16 protein-coding genes and 1 pseudogene are annotated in these 19,673 nt (G+C 37.8%); 1 reads left to right on the top strand and 16 read right to left on the bottom strand.

From position 1 onward, the window contains the following. Nucleotides 1-59: 59 nt before the first annotated feature. The 16 genes and pseudogenes from EAL44_RS07870 to EAL44_RS06985 form a co-directional block, all read right to left on the bottom strand. On the bottom strand, nt 60-1,121 hold the full coding sequence (locus tag EAL44_RS07870; protein ID WP_240448916.1) for a type ISP restriction/modification enzyme: 1,062 nt from the start codon (nt 1,119-1,121) through the stop codon (nt 60-62). After that, nucleotides 1,121-3,604 (bottom strand): annotated as a pseudogene (locus EAL44_RS07055) (N-6 DNA methylase). Before EAL44_RS07055 ends, EAL44_RS07870 begins: the two are co-directional and overlap by 1 nt. Before the next feature lie 24 nt (nt 3,605-3,628). Beyond that, nucleotides 3,629-4,450 (bottom strand): carboxylating nicotinate-nucleotide diphosphorylase, encoded by an 822-nt coding sequence (nadC, locus tag EAL44_RS07050; RefSeq protein WP_121076262.1) that lies wholly within the window; start codon nt 4,448-4,450, stop codon nt 3,629-3,631. After that, on the bottom strand, nt 4,450-5,460 hold the full coding sequence (nadA, locus tag EAL44_RS07045; RefSeq protein WP_121076259.1) for a quinolinate synthase NadA: 1,011 nt from the start codon (nt 5,458-5,460) through the stop codon (nt 4,450-4,452). Before nadA ends, nadC begins: the two co-directional genes overlap by 1 nt. Further along, nucleotides 5,450-6,253 (bottom strand): phosphatidylserine decarboxylase, encoded by an 804-nt coding sequence (locus tag EAL44_RS07040; protein ID WP_121076257.1) that lies wholly within the window; start codon nt 6,251-6,253, stop codon nt 5,450-5,452. Before EAL44_RS07040 ends, nadA begins: the two co-directional genes overlap by 11 nt. Then, nucleotides 6,247-6,753 carry a DUF6115 domain-containing protein gene (locus EAL44_RS07035; RefSeq protein WP_000953090.1) on the bottom strand — a complete coding sequence of 169 codons (507 nt, stop codon included), beginning with the start codon at nt 6,751-6,753 and terminating at the stop codon, nt 6,247-6,249. Before EAL44_RS07035 ends, EAL44_RS07040 begins: the two co-directional genes overlap by 7 nt. A 12-nt stretch (nt 6,754-6,765) precedes the next feature. Beyond that, nucleotides 6,766-7,260 carry a hypothetical protein gene (locus EAL44_RS07030; RefSeq protein ID WP_171973282.1) on the bottom strand — a complete coding sequence of 165 codons (495 nt, stop codon included), beginning with the start codon at nt 7,258-7,260 and terminating at the stop codon, nt 6,766-6,768. Further along, nucleotides 7,253-8,137, bottom strand: a complete 885-nt coding sequence (mqnP, locus tag EAL44_RS07025; protein WP_121076254.1) for a menaquinone biosynthesis prenyltransferase MqnP — start codon at nt 8,135-8,137, stop codon at nt 7,253-7,255. Before mqnP ends, EAL44_RS07030 begins: the two co-directional genes overlap by 8 nt. A 26-nt stretch (nt 8,138-8,163) precedes the next feature. Further along, nucleotides 8,164-9,477, bottom strand: coding sequence for a ComEC/Rec2 family competence protein (locus EAL44_RS07020; RefSeq protein ID WP_162970402.1), 1,314 nt, complete (start codon nt 9,475-9,477; stop codon nt 8,164-8,166). Beyond that, nucleotides 9,474-10,940 (bottom strand): replicative DNA helicase, encoded by a 1,467-nt coding sequence (locus EAL44_RS07015; protein WP_121076252.1) that lies wholly within the window; start codon nt 10,938-10,940, stop codon nt 9,474-9,476. The genes EAL44_RS07020 and EAL44_RS07015 overlap by 4 nt, the downstream gene beginning before the upstream one ends. A 10-nt stretch (nt 10,941-10,950) precedes the next feature. Then, nucleotides 10,951-12,345, bottom strand: coding sequence for an NAD(P)H-hydrate dehydratase (locus tag EAL44_RS07010; RefSeq protein ID WP_121076250.1), 1,395 nt, complete (start codon nt 12,343-12,345; stop codon nt 10,951-10,953). Between the two features lie 2 nt (nt 12,346-12,347). Further along, nucleotides 12,348-13,550, bottom strand: a complete 1,203-nt coding sequence (gene crdS / locus EAL44_RS07005; protein ID WP_121076247.1) for a copper-sensing histidine kinase CrdS — start codon at nt 13,548-13,550, stop codon at nt 12,348-12,350. Next, nucleotides 13,516-14,157, bottom strand: a complete 642-nt coding sequence (gene crdR / locus EAL44_RS07000; RefSeq protein ID WP_121076244.1) for a copper response regulator transcription factor CrdR — start codon at nt 14,155-14,157, stop codon at nt 13,516-13,518. The genes crdS and crdR overlap by 35 nt, the downstream gene beginning before the upstream one ends. A gap of 87 nt (nt 14,158-14,244) precedes the next feature. Continuing rightward, the gene (locus EAL44_RS06995; RefSeq protein ID WP_121076241.1) at nt 14,245-15,516 is read right to left on the bottom strand and encodes a restriction endonuclease subunit R; all 1,272 of its coding nucleotides are present in this window, start codon (nt 15,514-15,516) and stop codon (nt 14,245-14,247) included. 15 nt (nt 15,517-15,531) lie between these two features. Beyond that, nucleotides 15,532-16,314, bottom strand: a complete 783-nt coding sequence (locus EAL44_RS06990; protein ID WP_121076238.1) for a DNA methyltransferase — start codon at nt 16,312-16,314, stop codon at nt 15,532-15,534. After that, on the bottom strand, nt 16,301-17,164 hold the full coding sequence (locus EAL44_RS06985; RefSeq protein WP_121076235.1) for a DNA-methyltransferase: 864 nt from the start codon (nt 17,162-17,164) through the stop codon (nt 16,301-16,303). Before EAL44_RS06985 ends, EAL44_RS06990 begins: the two co-directional genes overlap by 14 nt. Nucleotides 17,165-17,412: 248 nt before the next feature. Between EAL44_RS06985 and EAL44_RS06980 the strand changes: the two genes are divergently transcribed. Further along, the gene (locus EAL44_RS06980; RefSeq protein ID WP_121076233.1) at nt 17,413-19,665 is read left to right on the top strand and encodes a site-specific DNA-methyltransferase; all 2,253 of its coding nucleotides are present in this window, start codon (nt 17,413-17,415) and stop codon (nt 19,663-19,665) included. The last annotated feature ends 8 nt before the right edge of the window (nt 19,666-19,673 follow it).

Here is a 19,673-nt window from a genome sequence, read left to right as displayed (position 1 = left end):
TTAATCTCTAGCTTTGTTCTCATCAAATGCATCAAATGATAGAAGCTATCTATCCCCACCTATTTTAAACGATACAACAAAAACGCATAACTCCCCGATCCATTCAAATGCAAATCGCAAAGCATGCCCGTTACAAAAACATTAGAAATGGGGCTTACTTTAGAGCCTCTATCGCAAATGAGAGCGAGATTAGATAAGGCAGAATAAAGGGAAGGCTGAACCTCCGCCTCTGCGATAGATATTGTTATCGCTTGCTTCTTTGCTGATGAATGCGGCATCAAAGTCAAAATCTCCGATGGCTTTGGCTTGGCGCGATAAGATAAGGGCGATATTGGCATTAAATGGGGGGGGGGGGGTGGATTTTGCAAGATTTCTTGCATTAAGGCTTTGCTGTCATTCCCTTTTAAATGGGGCAAATCGCTCGTCAAAAATCCAAGCGTTTTTTGGATTTCAATCGTGCGCGCGATGACTTTAATGATGTTGCTTACATGATCAAAGTCGCAACGCTCGTTTGTATGGCTTTTTAAATATTTTTCTAAAACGCTATACCCCCCTATCATGTAATGATAAATTTCTTTACTCACCCCCCTAAAATAAGCGCTATGGTTGATATAAAGGCGTTGTTCTGGTTCGTTATGAGAGGGTTTTTTGATAATGGGGTTACGATCATGCGCTTCTTTATAGTAGGATTCGCCTATGGTGGCATCTTTTAATTTGTCAAAGCTGTGATTCAAGCTTTCTTTATTTAAGACATGCAAGCCGATCAGTTCAATCCCTAAAAGGCTTAAAGCCCTGAACAAATCTTTATTGTTTGTGAAAAGGATTTTAGGGTAATCGATTTTGAGGAAGTCTTCATAACGCTTGCGGTAGTTTGGGGAATACAATAGCGCATAGATATAGCCTAAAACCTCTAGCGGCTCAAAATGGTGGCTATAATGCTTGTCTATAAAGCTTCTAAATTTTGGCGTAAAATTTTCGGTGTAGTTGGGGTTATGGTATAGTGGATTTACGTAATCGCCTCCCTCCATTCCTGGACATGTCCAAGTGCGCAAATCTGAAATTTTATTACTAACAAATCCTACGCCGCTTTTTTGTGATTGACAAAATCTGCGAGAAGTAATTAGCGCGATATTTTTGCGCGTTTGATGGGGTGTTTTAGGGTTTGTTGGGGGGGTAACATGTGTTTAAAAACTTGATATACGGGTCCAACTAAAAACCCACTTTCACCAGTGTAATAAGTCCAACGATAATCAAAAGGGCGGTATTGGCACAGTCTCTAACCATTAATGGCATCAGAGTCGCTAATATCATATTTTCTGCGTAACTCGCTAGGCTCTAAAGTTGAAAAATCTTTTAGAAGCTTTAGCAAGCTTTCTTTGTCCTTATGGAAAACGACATGGTCTCGTTGCGAACAGATACCGGTGCTTCCAACTTGAAACATCTCCTGAACGCTAAAGCCTTGCTCGTATTCCTCTAACAAGGGCGTTTCTTGGGGTATGAGTGAGTAAAAAGGCTCTCTTGGGGCAAGCTCAAGCCAATTGATACTATTCAAATCATTTTGGTCTAAAAAAGCGTATTTTTCAGCCCTTTCACCATACACATCATAATAATAGATTTTTTGCAAAATTTTTTGCTTGGTGGCTTGCACCTTTTTGACAAAGAGGTTGATGGACACACCTTGCATGATATTGAAAACATTTTCATCTGTTGTGCCTTGTGGGGTTTTCTCCTTTTTCCTAGCGTTTCCATGCAAGTTTAGGATATAAAGCTCATCGTAGCATTCTAAAAGAGAGCATCTTAACCCCCTAAAAGTAGGGTTGTCTAAAAAAGCGTTGTTAGAGATAAAGCCAAAAAGGCCATGCCCTAATGATTCGATCTTGTTTTGAGCGAAACGCATGAATTTCACATAATCGTCTAAGAGCCATTTAGGGTTTTTCTCCTTTTGTAGTTTGTATTTGGAATGGAGACTTTTAAGGGCCTTTAGGTCTTTTTTGCTGTTGCTTTCTTTTTGGGTTTGAATGTTCTTTAAAAGCGTTTGGATTTTGTCGGTGAGTTTAACCTTTTTTTCAATTTCTATGGTTTGAAATTCAGGCTCTATGCCGTAAGTGGCTTTCACTTCCCATTCAAACAAGCCCTCATTACTGCTCGCCCCGCTATAAGGGGGGTTACCGGTGATGACAAGAATCTTTTCATTTTTTTTAATTTCTTGAGCGTTTGAAAGTTCTTTTTCAAAAATCGGGTTTAGCCCACGATAAGCAACGATTTCACTAGGCTGTATGAGGGTGTTGGTTAAAATGATTTTAAGCGCATCGTTTTCTTTGAGAGGTTTTTTAAATTCCTCCTTAAAGGCTTGGCTGAGATTCAAATGAGCGATCGCATAAGGAGCGATCAAGTATTCAAACCCATAGAATTGCTTCAAGAGGTTTTGGTATTTGTCCTCTTTAGTGGAGGTGCCTCCATCGCTTGTTTGTCTCGTTTCTAGCGCCTTTCTAAACGCTTCCAATAAAAAAGTGCCGGTGCCGGTAGCAAAATCTAAGAGCTTGATGTTTTCGTTATCTAAAGCGCTTTTTAAGCCTAAGGGAGCGTCTTTGAAATGCGTTTTGAGCAGGCTATCCAAAGCGTTAATGATGAATCTCACCACAGAATCTGGGGTGTAATACACGCCCTTTTTCTCTCGCAATTTAGGGTCATAAGCGCTTAAAAAGGTTTCATAAAAGTGTAAATAAGGGTCTTTATCGTCATTCAAATCTTTAATGATAGAGTCCATATCAACATGATTGATCAAGCTTAAAATTTCATTTAAAAGCCATTGGATTTCTTTGATTGCATCAAGCTTCTTTAAAAAATCCGCCATTTCTCTGATCACAGCGAAATTTTTAGGGATGGAGCTTCTCACGTTATCCAAATTAATTTTTTCAAAAGGGTGGTTGAGCTTGGCTATAAAAAGGCTGTAGGTGAGCGTTTGAGCGAACGCATCGCTAAAGTCTTCAAAACTCAATTCTTCATAAAGATATTCTTTAAAATTGTTAAAAATGCTAGAAACATGCGTGTCTTTTTGGTATGCGATTAAAGCGTCTTTTAAATACTTGGTGGGTGCGCTCAAATGCGTTGCGAAATCTTTAGCGTTAGTAATAGGGGCTGGTTCGTAATTGAAAAAGCCTCTAAAAAATTCAATGAGATCGCGCTCGGTTTGTGGTTTTGGTTTTAGAGATTTAGAAAGTTCATCAAGGCTAGCGATAGAAATTTCTCTTTTGATTAAAGGTTTATTCTATTCATCTTTCCCTACCCACATGAAATTAAGGTAATCGGTGAGCATGAGGTTAGGATTCAATTCTAAGTATTTAAGAACTTGATCGCTTTTTAAGAGCTGGTTAAGATTAGTCCCTACCCTTTTATTTTCTATATAGCCAATGTTTAGCCCTTGATAAGAGATGCGAAAATCAGGCTGGCTTCCTTGCTTTCTTTCAGGCTCATGTTCAATCTTAAATTCTTTATTGAAATTTTCTTTTAAACCCTTAAGCAAGGTATATAAAGAAGGGCGGTGCGTGAGTTCATTACTTTCAGGCGTGATGTTTTTAATGCCTTCTAAATATTCTTTTAGCATGCCAATAACCCCTTTTTAAAGTTTTTAAGCCATCTTCATGTGCATGTCAATGAAAGTGGCTTGATGGATTAAAGCCCCTACGCTAATGGCATCCACGCCGCTTTTGGCGTAAGCGTTGATACTCTCTAGCGAGATGTTCCCGCTCGCTTCCAATAAGACAAAAGGGTAATGCGCCTCTCTGTAAGCGGCAATTTCTTTTGTTTCTCCAACGCTCATGTTATCGCACATCACAATATCCGCTCCCGCATTCATGGCGTTTTTGGCCTCTTCAAAGCTCTCGCATTCAATTTCAATTTTAGCTGTGAAAGGCAAGTTTTTTCTGGCATGCGTTAAAAAGCTTTTTAAGTCTTTCACATGCTTTAAATGCGTATCCTTAAGCATTAAAGCGTCATCTAGCCCCAAGCGGTGGTTGCTCGCTCCCCCATTAAGCACCGAATATTTTTCAAAGATCCTTAAAAGGGGTCTGGTTTTTCTCGTGTCCAACAAACGCACTTTGTGAGAATTTAAAGCTTCTACAAAACGACTCGTTAAAGTGGCGATTCCGCTGCTGTGTTGCAAAAGATTTAAAAGGGTGCGCTCAATCTTTAAAAGCATGCTAAAATCCCCCCTAATCTCCATTAGGGTGTCTTTAGGCTTGAAACGCTCTTTATCTTTAATGGTTTGAGTGCATTCAATGCCGGTCATTTGAAGCAACTCTAAAGCGTATTTTTCGCCTGAAAACACGCCCTCTTGTTTAGCCCTAACAAAAGCCGTGGCTTTAAAATCCTTTTCTAACACCCTTTCAAACAAATCCCCATGCCCTAAATCTTCTTTTAAAGCGCATTCTAAAAAGGTTTTTATCTCCATTAGGACAACTCCATCATTTTAGTTAAAGCGAGTTTGGCTAAGCGCGCCACCTCATCTTTTAATTCAATCGTATTATAAGCCCTGTGGTTTTTATAGGCTTTTAAGACTTCAAACAAATCTTTTAAAGTCGTTTCGTTCATGGTGGGGCAAAAGGCGAGCGTGCTAGAAAGAATGAAAGTGTTTTCATTATGGCGCTTGGCTTTCAAGCGATTGACTAAATGGCTTTCAGTGCCTATGGCGACTTTTTGATTAGGGCTTAGCTTTTCTACAAATTCTATGATTTGACTCGTTGATCCGCTAAAATCCGCATTAGAAACTACACTAGGCTCGCACTCTGGATGGACAGCGATTAAAATATCTGGGTATTTTTGGCGGTAAAATTCAATGTCTTCTAGTTTGAAGAGCTGATGCACCGAACAAAAGCCGTTATAACAAACCACATCAGCGTTTTTGATTTCTTCTTGATTATTCACGCCTAAAACCGCGCTTTTTAAGCCGTTTTCTAAGGCTAGATTTTCCCCCAAGCATTTATCCGGTAAAAAAAAGATTTTTTTATTTTGTTTTAAAGCGTGATTAAAGATTTTAGAAGCGTTCCTGCTGGTGCAGACCACGCCGTTATCTTTAGCGACTTTGGCTTTCACTTCAGCGTTAGAATTGATATAAGTGATAGGGTAAAATTCTTTAACGCCGTATTCTTTCAATAAATGAACGCTTTTATCGTAGTAATGGCTGTCTATCATCCTCGCCATAGAACAGCATGAGAGTTTGGGCATGATCACTTGCTTGTCAAAGGCTAGGGCTTTCACGCTCTCACCCATGAAATGCACCCCGCAAAACACGATGAGGTTTTTATCACTCTGGCTTGCGATTTTGGCCAATTCCAAGCTATCGCCTGTGTGGTGGGCTAACTCTACAATCTCATCTTTTTGATAAAAGTGAGCCACTAAAAGCGCGTCTAAATCGTTCAACAATTCCACAATAGAAGTTTTTAAATCGTTGTCAGTTGGCATGAAATTCCCCTATACTTTCCCCAAACTTCACGCTTTTTTCTTTCAAATCTTTAAAAGCGGTGTTTTGAATGAATAAAACGATAGTAGAGCCCATTTCAAAATTCCCTAAATTATCCCCCTTTTTAACCTTAATGGGGGGGTTGTAAGAGTAGGTTTGCATGAAACGGACTTTAGCGTTAGTTTGGATATTCTTATCAAAATTAAAACGCATTTTACCCACATTTAACGCTCCCACCGCTACAAAATACAACCTATTGCCTTGAATGTCTTTTGCAACAAGCACCACCCGTTCATTGCCCACAAACAGATTGTTGTTTTTGTGTAATGAGGGTTTATTGACTGGTAGTAATTTCCCCGCAAAATAACGAGCTTCTACAATTTCTAAATCGCAAGGGGCGTGGTAGTGGTGGTAATCTTTTGGCGAAAGGTAAAAATTCGCATAGAAAAAAGAAGGGCTTAAGGGGTTGATTTCGCCCACTAATTCATGCGCTTTATAGGGCATGCCTTTAATCTGTAAAGCGGTATCGTTGTCTAAAAAAGCGCATTCGGTGATCAAAGCGTCGCAAGGCGCAATGCAAATATTAGGGGCTTTGTCAAAGGGCCGTTCTTTTTTTAAGGAGCGCGTGAAAAGGGCGTTCAAACTCTTATAGTTTTCTAAAGGCTCAAACTCGCTCAAATCAATTTTAAAGATCTTAATGTAAAGGGCGTTGATGCCTTTTTGGATAAAAGAAGGGAATTTATAGCCAGCCACAGAGCCAAAAACCCTTGAAAGAGCGTTGCTTAAAGCTACCATTTTAACCCTGCCATGTTCAGTATAAATTCCACCTCGCCCTTACTCACTTTAAATTCTTTAGAAATAGAATCCACGCTATAACCCTCTTGATACATTTTCAAAACCTGTTTTTCGTTGATTTCATCGCTAGCGGCATAATGCCCCATGTCTTTGAATTTGTTTTCTAAAGTAATGATTTTTTCTTCTAAATAATCGCGTTCTTTGTCCATGGATTTTTGGATTTCTTGCAGCTGGTTATAAAGGTGTGAAAGGGTCGTTTTTAATGAGCTATCCTCTTTAGCGCTCTTTTCTAAAGAAAGGCCTTCCAAACGCCCCTCTAATTCTTTCAAACGCTTAGAATAAATATAATTTTCTTGATAGGATTCGTCTAAGGTTTTTTCTAAACGCCTCATTTTATGGTAAAACTCTTTTTCTTTAAGATACAAATACCCCACCAAGCACACCAATACTAATAAAATCGCTCCTAAAACGACCATAAACAAATCATTAGAAGATAACATGATTGCTCCCGTTCATAATTTTAAGCCTTTTCTTTCGCTATGGACAATGAAAGAATCATAACGCTTAATATCTAAGGCATGCATGCGCGTGATTTCTAAAAAATCTTTATCCCTTGCCACGCCAAAAAAGGCTAGGATTTTCCCCTCTAACACGCAACGCCCATAATAAGTTTGAGGCGCTATCAGGCTTTGTTTTTTTAAGCAAATAAGTCCATGCCCTAAAGCGATGATGCGGTTATTTTGCTCCAATTCAAGCAAGTTTTCTTTTAAAAGCAGGCTCTCTAATTTTTCTAATTTGAAATACAGCGCTTTAAGCAATTCCAAAGTGTCATTTTCAACGTTCAAGCGTGAAAAATCAAAGCCAGAATTTAACCAATCAAATTCTTCTAACACCGCTAAAGAACGTTTGCTTTTAGAAATAAACCTTTCATAAGAGAACGACAAATCGCACTGGACTAAGCGCGTTTCAAACCCTAAAGCTTGGGATCTTAAAACCAACTCATGCATGTTTGAACCCCACATCAAGGACGATGAAAATAAAAAACACCACCCCCAAATAGCCATTACTCACAAAAAAGGCTTTAGGGATGTTTTTATAATCTCTGGCCACTAAGATCTGCTCATAGAGCAAGATCAAGGCTGAAACCCCTAAGCCTAAATACGCAAAAAGCCCCCCATGATAGCATTTCACAAAAAAAAGCCAGCATATCAGTGCTACAAGGTGCGAGAGCCTTGAAAGATTCAAGCACCATTTTTCCCCTAATTGACTAGGAATGGAAAACAAGCCCCTTTGTTTATCAAACTCCATATCCTGTAAAGAATAGAGCAAATCAAACCCAGCCACCCACAGCATCACCCCTAAAGCCAAAAAGACATTCCATAAAGGAATATCCCCTAAAACCGCCACGCTTCCCGCAATAGGGGCTAAACCCAAAGCCAAACCCACGATGAAATGCGCCAAAGAAGAAAAGCGCTTGAAATACGAATACCCCCCTAAAATGATTAAAAAAGGTAACGAGAGCTTGAAAGCTAAAGGGTTAATGAAATAGCTCACCCCCACGAATAAAAGGGCGTTTGAAGCGCTAAAAATGACCATGCCTTTAACGCTGATCCTACCATCCACGCTCGGGCGGTTTTTCGTCCTTGGGTTATCCTTATCAATATCCCTATCCACCAAGCGGTTAAACCCCATAGCGAAGTTTCTTGCCCCTAATAAGGCTAAAAAGCAAAGGATTAAGGTTTCTAACCCAAAAAAGAGCGTTTGATTTTTTTGATAGGAGCTTATGACCATAGCCATGAGTAAAAACATGCTAGAAAATATCGTATGCTCCAAAGCGACCAATTCGCTTAAAGCTTTGATTTGGTGCGTGATTTTTTTAAGCAATTATTTGATCCCTAAAAATGACTTTTCTAACCTACAATTGAACTAGGCATTATAATATATTGATAGCAACAATACAAGAAAAAGCCCGCGCTTAAAACATTCATGCTTAAATAAACCTTAAAAAAACGCGCACTTAGAATCGTTAAAAACAAATGCGCCCCTAAAAGCCATAAGGGTGAAGGAACCGAAATCGTAGGGATTGTTAAAGGCATGCTTAAAAAATGATCCAATAAAGATCCCAAACCCACCGCATGCAAGAACAAACTCAAAGGGAAAAACACGATAAAAATCAAGCCTAAAGGAATGCTAAAGAGCTGGTAGGGCGAAAACATAGGGAAAAAGGCATGCGCGATAATGAGCATGTTCAAAAACACTAACACGCTTAAAGCGATCGCTTGAAAAGATCGCATTAAAAAAGAAGAATCTTTAAAAAAAATTTGAGTGTGTTTTAAAAATAAAAAGATATACCATACCCCACACACAGAGAGCAAAAACCCCACGCTAAAAAGCAATTTAGGAAGCAGAGCTATTGCAATACAGCACGCTAAAATCAAAAGTTTAAAACTCAAAATCCTTACCCCAAAAAAGCATGCCAAAAACCCTAATAAGCCCATTAAAAACGCCCTGAAAAAAGAGGGTAAAAAATCTAATAGCAATAAATACCCCAGCAAAAAAACCCACACCAAAACCCCTATATCATAAAAAGCGTTCCTGTAAGGGAAATAGCGTTTTTGTAAGGGGGTATAAAAAAGAGAAAAAAGAAAATACACGCTCGCGCTCAAAATCCCTAAATGAAACCCGCTAATGGCTAGTAAGTGGTTGATCCCTAGCGCGTTAGCCCTATCTCTTAAGTCTTTATTCAAGCTATCCCCTATGAATAACGCTCGATACAAATTGCCCACCAAAGCGTTGGAATGAACGCTATCAATGAAATGGCGTGCATGCGATTTGAAATCTTGTTTGCGTGTTAAAGAAAAAGAATAGGTTTGAAAAAAGCATGATTTTAACGATTCTAAGAACGAACAAGATTTGATCCTGCCAAAAAAATGTGCGTGGCGGTATTGGAGGTTTTTTAAGGGCTCTTTAATGGTGGTGTAAAAGATCATGCCCTTTGATTGGAGCTTTAAAACAAAATAGGTTTTTTGATCTTTCGTTTTAGGGTATTGTAATAAGATTTGAGCGTTCAAGCTTGTAGGTTTTGAAAAATCAAGCTTTTGGTAATTCAAGTATTCTAAATAGAGATTGATCGCCAACAAAAGGCTTAAAATAACCCCACACCATAAGTATTCTTTGGGGGTTGCAAGAAGTTCAAACGCCCCCTGAAAAGTTTTGTCTTTCAAGTTGTAACTATATCATAATCCACTTTAGTTTCTTGTCCCTCTTCTAAATGAGAATCTATGGGCATGTCTTCATAGCGCGTGAAAGGAGCGTTAAAGCGCGTATAAACCGTTCCTGTAGCCCCATTCCTGTTTTTAGCCACAATGATTTCAGCCTCTTCAATACTGCCATTTTGTTTGTGGATACGCCTTTCTTCATTAACTTTCAGGTGCAACTCTTGCGCTTCTTCAACTTTGCCTTCTTTTTTGAGTTTGTCTATTTTGTTGTCTTCAGCCCTCATTTGATAGATATAGCCTCTATACAAAAATAAAACAATATCCGCATCTTGTTCAATCCCTCCGCTGTCTTTAATATCCGAAAGAATGGGCCGTTTATCGTCCCTATTTTCTAGGCTACGGTTGAGTTGGACTAACGCTATGATAGGGATTTCTAACTCTCTGGCTAAGGTTTTAAGCTCCCTTGAAATTTCAGCGATTTGCTCATGGCGTTCTTTAGTGGCTTTGCTCCCTGACATGAGTTGCAAATAGTCAATAAAAGCGATACCCAATTCCTTGTGTTGGGATTTAAGCTTTCGCAGTTGCAAGCGGATTTGCTCTATCCTCACATAGCTTTTATCGTAGAAAAAGAGTTTTTTGCAAGAAAGATGATCGTAGCATTTGGCTAAATTTTCCCATTGATCATCATCAAGCCTCCCGCTTTCTAAATCATGCATGTTAATAGAAGTGAGATCCGATAACGCCCTTAAAGCGAGTTGCTCTGCGGACATTTCCAAACTAAAAACCGCTACCCCCCTATCGTCATTGAGCGCGGATAAGACCATGTTCATCATCAAACTGGTTTTACCCATAGACGGCCTTGCCCCTATAATGACTAAACTCCCCTTATTGAAACCGCTCGTATAATTATCCAATTGGACAAAGCCAGTCGGTATGCCAGTAACTTCCAAACTCCCCTTTCTTTGGTTTTCTGTAATGAGATCCATCGTGCTTTCAAGCACTTCTTTAATATCCCTAAAGCCCTCTATGGTGCTGCCATTCAATAGCGCATAGACTTCTCGCTCCACAGCGCCTAAAATATCGCTGGATTTTTGCGCGCTTTCTAGGGCTTGCTCTCTAATGGTGTTAGCCAAGCCAAAAAGTTTTCGTTTAATGGAAGCGTTTTTAATCTCTTCCACATAGGCTTCAATATTATCTATGGGGCTTGCTGCAAAAATAGCGACTAGATCTTCTTCATTGATTTTCTTGTCTTTAGGCATTTTTTGGCGGATAAAATTCTCATCAATGGGGCAATCTTCTTCATGCAGTTTTAAAGCGATTTCAAAAAACAAGCCGTTAGGCGGGTAGTAAAAGTCGCTAGGCTCTAAAACGCTATGGACCTCTTCAATCTTATGATTGGCCAACACAATGCCTGAAAGCACGATCCTTTCAATGTTTTGCAATTGCTGCAAATGCTTTAAATGATCCATTTTTATCCTTTTATAGTCGTTTGATCTTTTCTATCAAATCTAAGGGCGTTAAAGCGTAATTATTCTTAAATTCTAAACCCGCTAGGGCGTGCGCTAGGCTTGCGTTAATAGCGGCGTCTAAAGGCGTATAATTTTGAGAAAGCAGGCTTACAATCAGCCCCGCTAACACATCGCCACTCCCAGCTTTGGCTAAAGCCACGCTCCCTAAATTGTTGATAAAAGTTCGCCCTTGATGAGCGATTAGGGTATTAGCCCCCTTTAAAAGCAAAACCACTTTGGGGTATTTTTGAGAAAAATCCCTTGCGATTTCTAGTTTATTGTCTAATAATTCTAGCATGCTTATATTGATCCCCACTGATTTTAATAACGATAAAAACTCTTTAGGGTGAGGGGTTAAGATCACTTCTTTTTCTAAAGCTTGCAATACCTCTTTATGGTAAAAAACGCCCGCATCTAAAACGCATGGGGCTAATCCAAGCCACTTCTTAAAATCCTTTGGAATATTTTCTAAACCCATGCCAAGAGCGAACGCGCTGAGCTTTTTAGGGAAATTTTCACAAAAGACCAATTCTAAAGGCTTGTTATTAGAAGTTATCTCGCATTCTAACGCTTGAACGCTCACCACCCCAGATCCAAAACTCAACGCGCTTAAAGCGCTCAATAACCCCGCCCCACTATGCTTGCCTAAAAGAACATGCGCATGCCCGTAATCGCCCTTATGAGCGTTTTTTCTATCCCTTAAGGGCAGTTTGAGATCGCTTTTTTCTAATAAAAAAGTGTCTGTTGGGATCTCATAAATTTGATTAAAAACCCCCAAATGCCCCACTTTCAATTCCCCTACATAGTCTTTAGCCCTATCGCTTAGTAAGCATGATTTGATAGCGCCCATGCTGATAGTCATATCCGCTTTAAACGCTCTCTTATCCACCCTCCCTTTAGAATCTATCCCGCTAGGAATGTCGCAAGCGATTTTAAAGCGCGCTTTTTGAGAAAGGCTTTCAAAGTCTAAAAACGGCTCTAATTCGCCCTTAAAAGCGCTCCCTACCACGCAATCCACTAAAACATCGCATTCTAAATCTTCATTCTTTTCTTCCCATGCTTTGATGATTACCCCCACTTTTTTGGCCCTTTCTTTTTGCAATTGGCACATGGGGCTTTTGGCTAGTTTCATTTCAAAGACTAACACTTTAAAACGCCCCGCTAAACGCCTGGCTAACGCATAGCCATCGCCTCCGTTATCCCCACTCCCACAAAGGATAATGACTTTAGCACCTAAAGAAGCGTTTTGTAAAACCACCCTTTCTAAAGCCATAGCAGCGTTTTCCATTAAAATGTCTTCGCTTAAAAGCCATTCTTCAAGCGCCCTTTTGTCTAGGGCATTCCCTTTTTCATACACTGAAAGCATCTTTATCCTTGAAAATGAATACAGAACGAATTTTCATGAAACGATCCCTTTAAAGAGGGTTCGCTATGAATTTCTAAACGCATTTTATACTTTTCGCACACTTTTTTCACTAAATCTAACCCTATACCATAACCCAACACGCTAGAATTGAAACGCGCGTAACGAACGCTTAATTCGGTGATCTTGTCTTTAGGGATTTCATACCCCAAATTTTTCACTTTCAAAAACTCATGCGTTAGCTCTATGTGGATATACCCGTGCATGACGCTGTATTTGATCGCATTCATGAGCAAATTGCTATAAAGCGAAATAAAATCCTGCTCTTTAGCCTTAAACGCCATCTCTACTAGATCGCTTTTAAATTCCAGCTTGTGGTAGTCTATCATCTCGCTAAAAAGCGTGTTTTCTTTAATAATTAGGGCTTTTAAATCTAAAAGCACAAAGGATTCGCGCTCAATATCTTGCATCACTAAATAAGAGAGCGAGCGGTATAAAAAACTCATGCGCTGGATAGCGATTTTAATGCGGCGGTGTTGTTGGTTGTCTTCTAGGGTTTTTAAAGACAAGACTAAAGCGCTCATGGGGGTGTTTAATTCATGCGTGGTGTTTTTTAAAAAATGATCGATGCGCGTGATTTCATTCCTAATGGGCTTTAAAAACAAACGCCCTAAAAACACAGAAACCCCTATCACGCATAAAAACGCTATGACAAACACTAAAACAATATTACGATACAAAGAAGAAAAACGAAGGGGTTTAGAATTTTTAAAAAGCATTTTAGCCACGCCTAAATGAGCGAAAGTTTCATCGCTGAACAGGTAATATTCCCCCTTAAAACTGAAAAAACCCCCCTCTTTATGGGTTTTAATCAGATCCGCGCTTTCAGGGATATTGGAGTATAAAACACGCTTTTTATTATCAAAAAGGGCTATGGAAGTGTCTTTATAGCGTGATATGAGAGCGTTTAAAGCGTTATGATAATCCCCATGCGTTTGCATGTGCAAGGCAACCACTTCACTAGCGATCTTAGAAGCCATTTTGTCCATGTCCATGCGTATCATTTTGATTTTTTCGTTTTTTTCATAATTAAACGCTAAAACGCTAATCACTAGCATTAACACAAACGAAGAGCCTAAATAAGTCCCTAAAAAGAGTTTGAGGGATTTTTTTTCATAGTGGGTTAAAGCGATAGCCCACCCCCTTATGCGTTTCTATACAATTTTTACCCAAAAGCTTGCGCAACACTTTAATGTAAGTGCGCAAAGTGGAATCATCAATCGCTTGCTCCCATAAGTTATTCTCTAACACTTGAGAGCTGATGATTTGCCCCTTATGCTCTAAAAAGTATTCTAAAAGTTGGGCGGTTTTGGGCGCTAGAATTTCCTTTTTCCCTTTAATATCCAAAGAGTGTTGGTGATAAAAAATGTTAGGCATAATTTCTATGGGATCATCATTGAAAAACCTTTTAATGCGCGCTTCCAATTCGTCCAAATCAAAAGGCTTTTTCAAATAATCGCTCGCCCCTAAATTAAAAGCGTTTTTTAAGGTAGCGTTATCTTGTAAGGCGGTGATAAAAATCACAGGCGTAGAGATTAAAAAATCGTTTTTGATGCGCTTGAACAATTCCAAGCTATTCATTTCAGGCACTTGCACGTCTAAAAGCAAGAGATTAAAACGCTCAATAGAGAGCCTTTCATAAGCTTCTTTCCCGTTAAAAGCGCAAAACACTTCATAGCCTAAATGCTCTAAAAACTCCTTGATACTCTCGCTTAAAAGGTAATCGTCTTCTAGTAAAAAAATCTTTTTTTGCATGGGGGTATTGTAGCGCTAATTCTATAGCCTTTATACCAAAAGCGGTTATGAAAAACGCTCTCTTAAAAAAGACACCGCCTTATTTTATCAGCCGTTTTTAGAATGCAATAAATCTTTATTGTATTTCAACATGACATTTTGTAAATCAAGTTTATATAACACATTTTCAATATAAGTAAAATAAAGGCTTTCTTGTTCTTCTTTTAAGCCTTTAGATAAAATCACATCGCAATTTTTAAAATACAAACAAATATGTTTATTCTGCGTTTGAGATATTTTTGCATGGTTAAAAGCGTCAATATAGATTAAATTTTCCCATTTATCCAAAAGATCAAATTCTTCTATAGAGCGAGCCAAGCATAAAGGCACAATATGGTGCAACTCAAAACCCTTTTCTTTTTTTACGCCATGTTTTTCAAAATAAAGGGCTTTTTCTTTAATGGAGCGTTTGAGCTTTTTATCGTTTTGTTTGTTTTCTTCATTGAGCGTTTTTAAAATAAGCCTCTCTTTATTGGTTTCAAAAAACACGCTTTGTTCTAGCAAACTAAAAATTTGTTGGGCTTGATTTTTCCAATTATGATAATCTCTCTTTTCTAACTTATTCCCATTAAAATGATTAGGATTGCAATAGCCTTGCACTAACTCTTTTAATTTTTCTTTTTGGATACGGCTTAAACTCCTATATTCTTTAACATATTCTATAATTTCACTTCTAGTAAAATTTTCAATATTTAAAAATGTAACAAAAAGCATCATTTCTTCAATGTCTAAATAATGATTTTCAAGCTCTATCATCACCTCTCTGCATTCTGCCCCAAAACCTTTTAAAAGATTTTCTAAAGCTTGCGTGTAACAAAAATTTTTTCTTGACAAATCTTGCGCGTTTAAAAATTCTATAGCTAAGGGAGTTAAACGGATATATTTAATATTGCTTTGAATGTAGGGGTTTGTAGGTTCTTTATTTTTATTGTAGCGTTCAATCAGCCCCATTCTATGCATATCTACGAAAAGATTTTTCCTCAAGCTATCTTGGGTTACTTGATTCTTTTTTCCTGAATTATCTTGAGGCATTTCAGACTTGCAGATATTATCCACCACTTTTGCATAAACCTCTTCGCCTATGATATTGCTAGGGCGTTTGCTCATATCGGTGGTGCGGATTTGTAAAAAATCTCCTCCCACTTCATTAAAAATAGCTTGAATAATGGTTTTAATCTTATTTTGATTGTAACGATTGTGTTGGGATAAGTGCAAGCCCCTATAATCAGAGCTTTTTATGCGATTGGCTAAGAATTTCAAACACTCTTTACTAGGATCAAGCTGTGCGATTTCTTGCAAAATTTTTTCTAATTTTGGCATGTTAAATATCCTTTTTTATTTGTATTCATTATACCTAAACATTTCCAAACTCTCATGCACATATTCAGCATGGGTTTCACACCCTATAAAATTACGCCCCAAACTTTTAGCCACTAAGCTAGTCATGCCACTGCCACTAAATAAATCTAAAATCAAATCGTTTTCATTAGAGCTAGCCTTTATCATGCGCTCAATGAGCGCTTTAGGTTTAATGCTGGGGTGTTTTGGCTTAAGGATTTTACCCTTCTCTTTTTCAACATGCCTTTGTGAAGTGATTTCCCACACATCAAGGCATAATTTGCCCTTAGGGTTAGGGAACCAGCGTTTGTTGTTTTTTAAAATCCCCTTACTTTGAGCATGTTTGATGCGTTCGGTGGATTCATAAGCGGTGCGGATTTCATCGGCATTAAAGGTGTAGTTTTTCTTGTGCATGCTATAAAATAAAATGCTTTCTTGCGCATGGTTATAACGCTTTTTGGCGTTGGCAAACCCATCTTTTTTAACCCAAGTGATAAAATTTAAAAAATGCGCTTTTTTATGGCGCAAATACGCTAAAAATAAAGCGCAATTAAAGGGGGTATTAAAGATATAAAAACTCCCTGTGTCTTTGATTTTGGGTAGTACTTTATCAATCCAAGCGTAAGAAAATGTTAAAAACTCTTCATCATTTTTAAAACTATCCCATGAAGCAATTTTAAGATTGTAAGGAGGATCAATAATGGCTAAATCAACGCTTTTATCTTCTAATTTGTCTAAAAATGTGAAAACATCTTCTATATAAATCTTATTCAAAATCAAACAAGTTTCCTAATTTTTGCTCAATCAAGGGCTTATAATTTTCATAGAGTTCATAACCTATAAAATTTCTTTTTAAAAGTTTTGCTTCTCTTAAGGTTGTCCCGCTCCCGCTAAATGGATCTAGCACCACATCGCCCACGCAACTATACAATCTAATCAAACGCCTTGCTAATTCAGCCGGCATTAAAGCCGCATGCTTGCCAAAAGCAATATCGTTTTTATTAGGGATTGGGATTTCCCAAATTTGTTTGGTAAATTCCACCCATTCCTCTTGAGTCAATTGGCTTTGTTCTTTTTGCTCCTCTGTGGGTTGTTTGGGTTTGCCGTCTTTGACAAACACGCCGATAAATTCTATAGTGTTTTGCGCATAAAAATTTCTAGGATAAGGGTAGCTCCCAAACATCAATCTTTTAGTAGGATTTGCGCGTTTCCAAATATAGACATCTAGTAAGAACATTTTAGGCTTGTTTTCTAGCGTATTATTTAAATCATGCAAAATGGAGTGTTGAATATCAGCATGCAAATCAAAAATATGGCGGTTATAGTGCGTGTTTAAAACCTTTTTAAGCATGGGCATTAAAGGCACATTGATGCATAACTTACCATTGGGTTTTAGAACCCTGTAGCACTCAAGCCAAACTTTTAAAAGACCTAAAAGATAATCTTCATATTTTTCTAACGCCCCCAAATCTTCAACATGTTGGGCTGAATGCTGTAAGTCTTGTGTGCCATTTTTCGTGTAATCTTTAATGTTGAAATAAGGCGGGCTTGTGATGATCAAATCCACGCTATTATCTGGCACTTCATTCATGTTGGTGCTGCTATGATAAAACACTTTATTGATATTCAATCCTATTTTTACCTTTTATTAAACTTCAATGGGTTTCACAGAGATAATTTTACAATGAAATAGGGGTATTTTAAAAAAATGAGTCAGTCAAGGCAATCTAAATTTTCAACAAGCCAAACTCCTTGATACTCTCGCTTAAAAGGTAATCGTCTTCTAGTAAAAAAAATCTTTTTTGCATGGGGGTATTGTAGCGCTTAATGGGTGGGCTTTGTTATAATACTTTTTCATGTTTTTTAAGGAGCGTGATGATGAAAACGAACGAAGCGCAATTTTATGAAGTTTTAGAAAACCTTTTCATAGGCGTTAAGATTGAAGACAAACAAGAAAGCCTTTTAGATCCTACCCCTAAAGCGGTGAAAAATGGCATGATCAACCTCATGAAGGCTAAAAGCCAGTATTACCACCATAAAAAACAAGAATTAAAAAAACTCATTGATTCAAAATGCCAAAACAACAACGATCTCAAAGAAGAATTGTTTGACAAACTCTATAGCTTTTTCAAGCGTTATTTCAGCGCTAATGGAGGGATTTATTTCAGCGACACGCCCCTTTACGATAATCTTTATACCAAAAGCGATTATGAAAAATGTTCCCTTAAAAAAGACACCGCTTTATTTTATAAAACTAAAGATCTTTATTACGTGAAAAGCGAAACCCTTTATAAGGATTTTTGCTTTGAATTAGAGGGCATTCTTTTTAATTTTGATACTTCTTTACTAGAAAGCAAAAAGAACAATGAAAAAACAGATTTAATCTTTGATTTAAAAGATATAGACACACAAACTAACACCCTAAACTTTAAGGTTACGCTCAGCAGCAAGGGGACTCAAACAAAAACGAATGGAATCCTCAAAGAATGCTCCAATCAAGGCGTCAAACTTGATGAAGAAGTGTTAAAAAAAGCGTTGGTGAAATTCAAAAAGCAAGGCAGCATGGATTATTTCATCCATAAAAACGCGCTAGGGTTTTTAAAAGAGCAGTTGGATTTGTATCTGTTTGAATACCTTTTTAAAGAAATGACTGATTTTGATCACAAACGCCTTAATGGAATCAACATTATTAAAGAAGTGGCTTTAGAAGTGATTGTATTAGTGAGCGAGTTTGAAAATGAACTCTGTAAGATCTGGAACAAACCTCGCTTTGTGTTAAACTCGCATTTCATCGTAAGCCTAGACAAACTCAAAGCTAAAAACTACGATTTGAACAAGATCACAAGCCACCCAAACTACCCCAAACAAGTTAAAGAATGGCAAGACTTGAATTTAAAAATTACAGATAATCTTTTAGAAAACGAGTTTTTGCCCCTAGACACTCTCTATTTTAAAGATTTAGAAGAAGAGGTTAAAAGCTTATTCAGCGAAAATGAAATCAACGGCACGCTCATTAAAAGCGAAAACTACCAAGCCCTAAACTCCCTTAAAAACCGCTATAAAGAAGCCATTGATTGTATTTATATTGATCCGCCCTTTAACACCGGTAGCGATTTTGCTTACATAGATAGGTTTCAAGATAGCACATGGCTAAGCCTTATGCATAACCGCTTGGAACTCGCTTATGATTTTTTAAGCCCTCAAGGGAGCTTTTATTTGCATTTGGATAACAATGCGAATTATTTGGGGCGTATACTACTTAATGATATTTTTGGTAAAGAAAATTTTAGGAACGAAATTATATGGTATTACTCTAATAAAATGGCAAACAGTGGTAATAGTTTTGCTAAAAATACCGAAACAATTTTAAATTATTCTAAAGGTGAAGAATATATTTTCTATAGACAAAAAGAGCCAAGAAGCGAGCCAGTCCTTTTAAGCAAACGAGAAGGGCGAGATGGTAAAAATATGAGAGCAAGAGATGAAAATGGTAAGGTTATTTATGAATTATCTCATGAGCGTTATGTAGATACTTTATGGAATATAGCTATCATCGGTTCTACTTCAACCGAAAGGGTAAAAAGTGATGAAAATTTAACCCAAAAACCGGAAAAATTGCTAGAAAGGATAATCAAAGCGAGTAGTAATGAAAACTCTATTATTTTAGACTTTTTCGCTGGGAGCGGGACGACTTGCGCGGTGGCGCACAAAATGAAGAGGAAGTATATCGGTATTGAAATGGGGGAGCATTTTGATAGCGTGATTTTGCCTCGCCTTAAAAAGGTTATAGGCGGTTTTAAAAGCGGTGCAATTAAAGAATTTAATGGAGGTGGGGTAGTCAAAGTTTATGAATTGGAAAGCTATGAAGAGATTTTAAGAAAAATCAAGTATGAAGACAAAATCAAACCCCTAGCGTATGATGAACAATACAGCGATTTAGTGGAATGCAAAAACGAATCTTACACGCTCAATATAGAAGCGCTAGAAAAAACGGGCGTGGATATTAAAGAGACTTTAGAAAATTTACACGGCGTTGGAGTGGAGTTTTTCAATGAAAGGGTGGTGAAATTTAAAGGGAATGATAAAGAAGTAGAAATTTTAAAAGCCCTAAAAGAAGCGCTCATTTGGTAAGGAAGAAC

This window comes from Helicobacter pylori, from assembly GCF_003637685.1.
Lineage (GTDB): Bacteria > Campylobacterota > Campylobacteria > Campylobacterales > Helicobacteraceae > Helicobacter > Helicobacter pylori_CJ.
Note: the sequence above shows the minus strand (reverse complement) of the source record. Positions and strands in the feature narration are given on the sequence as shown.

What these genes read in the sequence shown, in the direction of transcription:
- nadC (WP_121076262.1), bottom strand. Translation starts at nt 4,450, where the DNA reads ATGGAGATAAAAACCTTTTTAGAATGCGCTTTAAAAGAAGATTTAGGG.
- nadA (WP_121076259.1), bottom strand. Translation starts at nt 5,460, where the DNA reads ATGCCAACTGACAACGATTTAAAAACTTCTATTGTGGAATTGTTGAAC.
- EAL44_RS07040 (WP_121076257.1), bottom strand. Translation starts at nt 6,253, where the DNA reads ATGGTAGCTTTAAGCAACGCTCTTTCAAGGGTTTTTGGCTCTGTGGCT.
- EAL44_RS07035 (WP_000953090.1), bottom strand. Translation starts at nt 6,753, where the DNA reads ATGTTATCTTCTAATGATTTGTTTATGGTCGTTTTAGGAGCGATTTTA.
- EAL44_RS07030 (WP_171973282.1), bottom strand. Translation starts at nt 7,260, where the DNA reads ATGCATGAGTTGGTTTTAAGATCCCAAGCTTTAGGGTTTGAAACGCGC.
- EAL44_RS07015 (WP_121076252.1), bottom strand. Translation starts at nt 10,940, where the DNA reads ATGGATCATTTAAAGCATTTGCAGCAATTGCAAAACATTGAAAGGATC.
- EAL44_RS07010 (WP_121076250.1), bottom strand. Translation starts at nt 12,345, where the DNA reads ATGCTTTCAGTGTATGAAAAAGGGAATGCCCTAGACAAAAGGGCGCTT.
- crdR (WP_121076244.1), bottom strand. Translation starts at nt 14,157, where the DNA reads ATGCAAAAAAAGATTTTTTTACTAGAAGACGATTACCTTTTAAGCGAG.
- EAL44_RS06995 (WP_121076241.1), bottom strand. Translation starts at nt 15,516, where the DNA reads ATGCCAAAATTAGAAAAAATTTTGCAAGAAATCGCACAGCTTGATCCT.
- EAL44_RS06980 (WP_121076233.1), top strand. Translation starts at nt 17,413, where the DNA reads ATGAAAACGAACGAAGCGCAATTTTATGAAGTTTTAGAAAACCTTTTC.